This window comes from Jiulongibacter sediminis (assembly GCF_001306455.1).
Classification (GTDB): domain Bacteria; phylum Bacteroidota; class Bacteroidia; order Cytophagales; family Spirosomataceae; genus Jiulongibacter; species Jiulongibacter sediminis.
In genome coordinates, this window is the sequence record NZ_LGTQ01000002.1 from 1 (window position 1) to 8,288 (window position 8,288).

Annotated in this window: 1 protein-coding gene; it reads left to right on the top strand. The window is 44.2% G+C overall.

Annotated features, from left to right (window positions below):
- On the top strand, positions 1-8,288 hold an 8,288-nt coding region (locus tag AFM12_RS00010; RefSeq protein WP_131458129.1), incomplete at both ends, for an Ig-like domain-containing protein.

Below are 8,288 nucleotides of genomic sequence, written 5' to 3' on the forward strand. Positions count from 1 at the left end.
CTCAGTGTTTCAGGAGGCACCGGGCCGTATACCTATGTCTGGAGCAATGCCGAAACCACGCAGGATATTTCCGGTCTTTCTGCCGGCACCTACAGTGTAACCATTACCGATGCCAATGGGTGTACCAGTACAGCGAGTACCACTATTACGGAACCTGCAGCCCTGACCAATAGCTTTACACAAACGGATGTATTGTGTTTTGGAAATAGCACGGGAGCCATTGATCTCAGTGTTTCCGGAGGCACCGGGCCGTATACCTATGCCTGGAGCAATGCCGAAACCACGCAGGATATTTCCGGTCTTTCTGCCGGCACCTACAGTGTAACGATTACCGATGCCAATGGGTGTACCAGTACAGCGAGTACCACTATTACGGAACCAGCCTCTGCCCTAACCAATAGTTTAACACAAACGGATGTACTATGCTTTGGAAATAGCACGGGGGCTATAGATCTCAGTGTTTCCGGAGGAACCGGGCCATACACGTATGCCTGGAGCAATGCCGAAACTACACAAGATATTACTGGTCTTCCAGCGGGTACATACAGTGTGACTATTACTGATGCAAATGGGTGTGCCAGTACGGCAAGTACTACCATTTCTCAACCGGCTTCAGGAATTACTATTTCTTATGTCACCACAGATGTAGCCTGTTTTGGAGATAGCTCCGGATCAATTGACTTAAGTCTCACAGGAGGAGTAAGTCCATTTTCGTATTCCTGGAACACCGGTGATACCACACAGGATTTAAGTAACCTTGTGGCGGGAGCCTATTCTGTAACTGTTTCAGATTCTACAGGTTGTCAAAACACAGCTTCCATCACGGTTTCTGAACCTTCACAATTAGGTAGTTCAACCATTATAACTGACGTAAGTTGTAACGGCGGAAATGACGGAGCTATTGATCTGACCGTTTCAGGAGGAACTTCTCCATATACTTATGTCTGGAACACCGGGGCGACAACTCAGGACCTGAGTGGACTTGTTCCGGGTACTTATAGTGTAACCATTACGGATGCGAACGGTTGTACAGCTACCAATAGTGCAACTATTGATGAACCATCTTCATTAAGTGTAAGCTATACAACAACAGATGTAGTATGTTTCGGCAACAGCACTGGTGCAATTGATTTAACAGCTTCAGGTGGTCTTGGTGTATATCGCTACGATTGGGATGATATCAATGGATCCAATAATCCGTCAGACAGGTCAAACTTGCCAGCTGGTACTTATACAGTAACCGTAAGAAACCTCAGTGGTTGTACCACTGCTCCCATTCCTATTACGATCAATGAACCGGCTGCTGCTCTAACAGTAAGCTTGGATTCAAAAACGGATATTCTTTGTAACGGAGGTAATAATGGTGCCATTGAAATTACAGCGGGAGGGGGCACGGCTCCTTACACCTATAACTGGACTGACCTTTCAGGAAGTAATAATATCGAGGACAGATCGAATATAACTGCCGGAAATTACTCGGTGGTGGTTACCGATGCGAACGGTTGTTCAACTGCTCCGTTAAACATCACTATCTCAGAGCCTGACCTGTTGGCTTTAAGTATTGCTTCTCAAACCAGTGGTTTATGCTCCGGAGATAATTCCGGTATTATTGATATTTCGGTTACTGGTGGTGTTAGCCCATACACCTACGATTGGTCAGACCTTGCAGGAACTGACAATGGTCAGGACAGATCAAATCTGAGTTCAGGGTCTTATACAGTTACAGTAATGGATGCAAATGCCTGTACGGCCTCAGTGAGTGTTACAATCAATGCTCTTCAGGATGTCCAGACTCCTGTATTTGCTGCAGGAGATAGTACGGAGAGATGTCAGGGTAGTGGTGTGGTGACCTATTCTGCTACTGCGACTTACTCTACAAGTATAACCTACGCACTAGACGCAGCCAGCCTTTCTGCAGGTAATTCAATCAATTCTTCCACCGGAGCGGTGACTTTTACAGCTGGCTGGACAGGTTACAGTACGATTACTGCCACAGCTTTTGGTTGCAATGGCCCCACAACGGCTACTCACGTGGTTGAGGTTAAACCTTCTGTTACTACTCCGGTTTTTGTATCAGGGGCCACTTCAATAAGATGTCAGGGTGCGGATTCCATATTTTACGTGGCAAATGTAAATAATGCGACTTCATTAAAATATAAGCTCGATAACTTCAGCAAGGCTGGAGGGAACAAGATTGACTCCTTAACCGGACGCGTGATTTTCGTCGCCGCTTGGAGTGGTACCACGGTTATTACAGCGACTGCACAGGGTTGCAACGGGCCCAAATCAGCTACTCATACTGTAACAGTTACACCTACAGTAGGTACTCCTGTATTTGTTTTAGGGGCCACTTCTGTAAGATGTCAGGGAGCAACGACCGAATTTTTTACCGCAAATTCAACCAATTCAACAGGAATGAGCTATGATTTGGATGCAGCGAGTAAATCAGCTGGTCTTACTATAAACACCTCAACAAGTGAGGTAACCTTTCCCGCTGGTTGGACAGGGACATCAATTATTACAGCAACGGCGACAGGTTGTAACGGGCCACGGTCCAGTTCCCATAGTGTGAATACTACAAACGTCAATGCAAACGATGATGTGGCTTCCGGAAATGCAGGTACTCCTATTATAATCCCGGTATTGGCCAATGATTCAGGTGCGGTAAATCCATTATCGATTACGATAACGGCTCAGCCAACTTTCGGTTTCGTACAGATTGATGCCGATGGGGTAATAACTTACCTGCCTAACGGTAACTATTTTGGTACAGATCAATTCAGCTATTCCGTATGTTCCTCAGAAAACGGTGTGTGTTGTGATGTGGCAACCGTTAACTTGGAAATTTTTGAAGCCCTTAATGATCCTTGTTCTGAAGCGTCTAAGAGCAAGACGTTCTATCTTCCTTTCCCTGAAGATGATGTCTTCCTGAGAAATTCATTGCTTGCAGCAGCCGACGTTGATTATCTGAGTGATACGGTCAGATCGATAGTCAGTATTAAAATACCATACCCCGGCAACATTATCACTTATGATCACTGGGAAGATGGTTACGAAGATGATATTTCCATCCCTCTACAGGAATCTACAGAAATATGGGGTGACGGTATTATTGAAAACGGATATGCTCCCGGATACCCTTCCGACATTATTCCGGCTGGGGGATATATATTTATAGATAATCAGTTTGTTTATAATCCGAGAGACCCTTCAAAACTGTTTTTTGACGGGAAGGATAAAATCCTAAGCTCCAATGATATAGCAGTGTCCAAAATTTCCGGTGACGCTGGAAATGCCACGGGTAGTAATACATTTGACGTTCAAAATGTCAAAACAAACGTTGTTGACCTGAACCGTTTTGGGCAGTTCTTTATCGTTCCTTTTGGAGAGGATAATACTCTCGGTGGAACCTCTGCTTTTCATTACACAGGTTTATTTGCCAGGGCTTCAGAGGATAGTACCGTGATTAATCTGGATTACGATGCCGATGGAAACGTAGATATTTCTTCGCCACTGCTGATGGAAGGAGAAGTCTGGTTTTATGATGGAACGCGATCTTACCCTGGGAATTTGGCAACTGACATTAATCAGGCAAACGATATCAAGTCAGGAGCTTCATTGACTTCGACCAAAAACTTCGGAGTTGACATGGTATTTGGGGGCATTGACCATTATGGAACTCGTAACATGCCTTTATATCCGGGTAACTTTTATGAAGATGTATACATCTCACCTGCCCACACCACCTTGTCTTCAGCACCGGTGTATGGATTCTTTACAAACAACCTGGCGAATCCTATTACAGTAGACTGGACTTCGGGTACGGGTGCCAGCGGTAATTTCATTATTCCGGCAAAGGGAAAGACCTACCTGAATATGAACCAATCACAGGGTTACAGATTCGCCAGTAGAAATGGAGAAGCTTATACCGCGATTGCTGTTTTTGACGCTGATTCAGCAGGAAGTAGCTATGACTGGTCTTTCAATATGCTTCCTGAAGGTGGATTGTCCACATTCGCCAGTATAGCCTGGGCACCAGGAAGTAATAATGGTTCAGCCAATTACAACCCTGTTTGGGTTACGGCACCAACGGCCACCACTATTTACGTAAAATTTGATGGAGACCTTTCCGGAACATCAGCCACTACGAGTCCATGCGGAACACCTTATGACCTTGCCATTCCGATCAATGCATTACAATCGTATAAGATCCTGGATGGCTCGGATAATGATCAGACCGGATTGGCGGTTTATACCTGTGACGGAACTAATATTGCGGCCGTATGGGGACTTAACCCGAATGGTGCTCCTCCCGGCTCACCCGCTATGGATGTTGGTTACGTTCTTGAGCCTCGTTGTCTTGCTCAGCTGATTATTGCTAATGACGACGTGAAGGATACTGAACCGGATACTCCGGTAATTGTGGATATTCAGAGTAATGATTACGGCTTTTTATGTACACCGGATGTTTCATCCGTTACAACAGTAGGCTTACTGCAACCTTCCAACGGTACGGTTACCGTGAATCCTGACGGGACAGTTACCTATACTCCGAATCCTGGTTTTCAGGGAGAAGACGAATTTGAATACAGACTTTGCTCTCAGGAATATTCAGGAGTTTGTGATGTCGCACTTGTTAAGATTCGAATTTCTGACTGTTTGGCAAATCCAAATGAAAACCTCATGAAGGGTAAAGTTTTCATTGAAAACTATCCTGATAACGGGGTGTATGATGGAGAAGCTGGTGCTGCCGGAGTTAAGGTTGATTTATTTGTGGATGCCAACTGTAACGGAATAATTGACCCGGGTGAAGGATTGGTTGAATCTACACTTTCTGACCTGTCTGGTAACTATTCTTTCAGTACCGAAAACGGTAATAATGCCCGTGATAATTTTGATCCGATTGCCGGTTTTACGGGTAATGACGGTGGTTTAAACTGGGACAATAACTGGACAGAAACCGGTGATGATAACGGAGTGATCACTGGAGACATCAGAGTGATGAACGACGCATCTAGTGGTGGGATGGGTAATGCTATAAGACTTTCAGGCCCGACAAATGCGATCTCAAGAACCTTTAGCTTTGATGATGCTTATGGAGCGAAACTGAAATTCAGTTACAGAAGACAGTCGTTAAACCGACAAGGTGAAGCGGTTACGGTTTCACTGAACGGGAACACAGAGTTTGTGATGAATGATGGTGGCTCTGTGGGTACCGACATAAATTACACCAACGTGGTGATTCCATTGACAAGTTATAATTCAAACGGACCAAATGTTCTCCAGTTTGTAACTAACGGTTCTACGGCAACCAATGATTATTTCTGGATCGACAATGTTGAGTTAATTTTCTGGAAAAACCCGCCGGTTTGTTATATCGCCAAAGTTGATCCAAGCAATACCAATGGAGCTTTCTCTTCTGCGGCTTTGAATACGCAAACCTCCAGTTTCCTTGTTCTTGGAACCTGTGATAAAGATAATTATCTGGGCGTTTTGGCTAATCTGGTAGCCAGCAATGATACAAAAACGGCTGAAATGGATGTACCGGTGGATATTGAAGTGCTAACCAATGATGTGGTTGGAACACCTTCTCCGTCTACAGTAAGTACCACAGGACTTCCAATTCAACCGGCAAACGGTACAGTGGTGGCCAATACTGATGGAACTGTTACCTATACCCCAAATCCTGGATTTATGGGTGTTGATCAATTCCAATACACGGTCTGTAGTCTGCATGATCCCTCAGTTTGCGATACCGCTCTGGTAACGGTTACAATTGTCTGTGCGAGCACACCTTTTAAAAATGAGATTAGAGGTTCTGTTTATCTCGATGATAATAATAACGGAGTCTATAATATAAGTGAATCCGGGTTTAATGGTGTAGACGTAGATCTATACAGTGACGATAACGGAAATGGAATCATTGATGGGGGAGAAGCTAAATTGGCTACAGAGACTTCTGATGCAAACGGAGCCTATTCATTCCTGATTGATCCACCATCTGTTACGCTTAATTATCTGGATCAGTTTAATGTCAATGAAGTCGCTAATCAGACGAATGGCTCTACAAGTTGGGCTTCAAATTCTTGGACTAAAATCGGTGACTTTGGTACTTTCTCTCAAAACAGTATTCGAATTACGAGTGCCAATGGATTAAAGATTGCTTCAGTACCCGGAAATCAAAAAGGAGCATACAGAACGGCCGATTTATCTTCGGCTATATCGGCAAACCTTTCTTTCAATTTTGTGGAATCGGGGCTTGATTTGCAAGCCGGAGATTATGTGGACGTTCAGGTTGCCTCTTCAACTCTTCCTTCGGGTTGGACGACCTTAAAAAGGTTAACAGGGGGAGATGGATTACAGTCCGGATCCGCTTCATATGATATCTCGGATTACATGTCTTCGGTGACTACGATCCGTTTCATCAGTTCCGGAAATGCTTCTATGGATTCCACGGATATAGTTTATTTTGATAATGTTCGGATCAATTATCAGGTCCCTGTACCGAAAAGCTATGTTGTCAGACTGGCTCAACCTATCCCTTCAGGATATAGTTTGACAAATCCGCTACCGAGTCCCAATGGAGTTCATACAGCTTCATTTACGGCTTCTGGGGAAGGTGAATGCCAAAATAACTTCGGATTGGCTGTTGCTGATCTTGCCATTGTCAAAACGGTAAATACAGCAACACCGAAAGTCGGAGAGTCAGTAATATTTAGCATAGAGGCTCAAAATAATGGCCCTTTAGATGCAACCGGCGTTGAAGTGTCTGATGTTTTGCCTGCTGGTTATACGTTGACAGATGTTTCTATGTCTGCAGGTACCTGGGTTTATCCAACCTGGAATATCGGAAATATGGCCAATGGGGCCTCTGAAACTTTGCAGTTGACCGCAACAGTAAATGCCAGTGGTCCATACAGTAATACGGCAATCATTACTGGTAGTCAGCCCGATCCATTCCCTGATGATAATGATTCAACGGCGATTACCTATCCAATTCCGGTAGCCGACCTCAAGGTTGAAAAACTGGTTAATGATATTAAACCGAATATTGGAGATACCGTCAACTTTACAATTCAAGCCATTAACCTTGGTCCAAGCACGGCAACGGGTATTACCGTATCTGATATTTTGCCATCTGGCTATACCTTCGTTAATGCATCGCCATCAAAGGGTATTTGGAGTTCTCCAAACTGGACCATGGATAGTCTGATTCTCGGAGATACCCAATCTCTTGTGATTTCAGCAAGGGTATTAAGCTCAGGAGATTATAATAATGTGGCGATTATTACGGGTAACGAAGAAGATCCGGATACCTTGAATAATATCACCAACCGGACACTAACGCCTCAGTTGGCAGATTTAAGTATTGAAATTTCGGCAAGTGATACCAATGTTTTTGTAAGAGATATTGTGACCATTTATGTGACATTAAAAAATGATGGACCTGACACTGCGACCTCTGTCTCTCTTCAAAATATTGTGCCTAATGGTTTTACAAATATTGTTAACATCAATTCAGGTGGTATTTTGGTCAATGATACCATTCGATGGACAGGCATAACATTAGCACCGGGTGATAGCTTGATTTTCAGTTATGAAACTAAAATGGCTTCTACGGGCCCGGGTATTGAGTATACCACAATTAGTGAAGTTACAGATGCTGATCAGTTTGATCCGGATAGTTCACCGAACAACTGGTTGAGCTCAGAAGATGACTACGATCTCCTAAGTTTAATTGTATCGGAGGAACCACCGATGGCTATTAACGACGAAAGTCCGGACAATACGGTAGGTGCCGATGTAACCTTGAACATCATAGCCAACGACAGTCTGAGTGATGGCACGAACATCGTTGACCTGACAGACATTACTATTGATCTTGATCCATCCACTCCAGGTATTCAGGATAGCCTGATTGTGCCGGGAGAAGGAAGATATGATTACGATACGCTGACTGGGGAAGTAACCTTCAATCCGGAGGCCGGTTTTACGACTGATCCAACGCCAATCATGTATACCCTGATTGAGAATTCAACAGGGCTGGATAGCATGGCAACGATCACGATCACGTACACCGAAGAGCCACCAGTGGCAGTGAATGATGAAGATCTTGATAATGTAGTAGGTATCGATGTAACCTTGAACATCATCGCTAACGATAGCTTGTCTGATGGCACTTCTGTATTAACACTGAGCGTAGCCGAAGTGACGGTGGATCTTGATCCATCGACTCCAGGTATTCAGGATAGCCTGATTGTGCCAGGAGAAGGTAGATATGATTACGA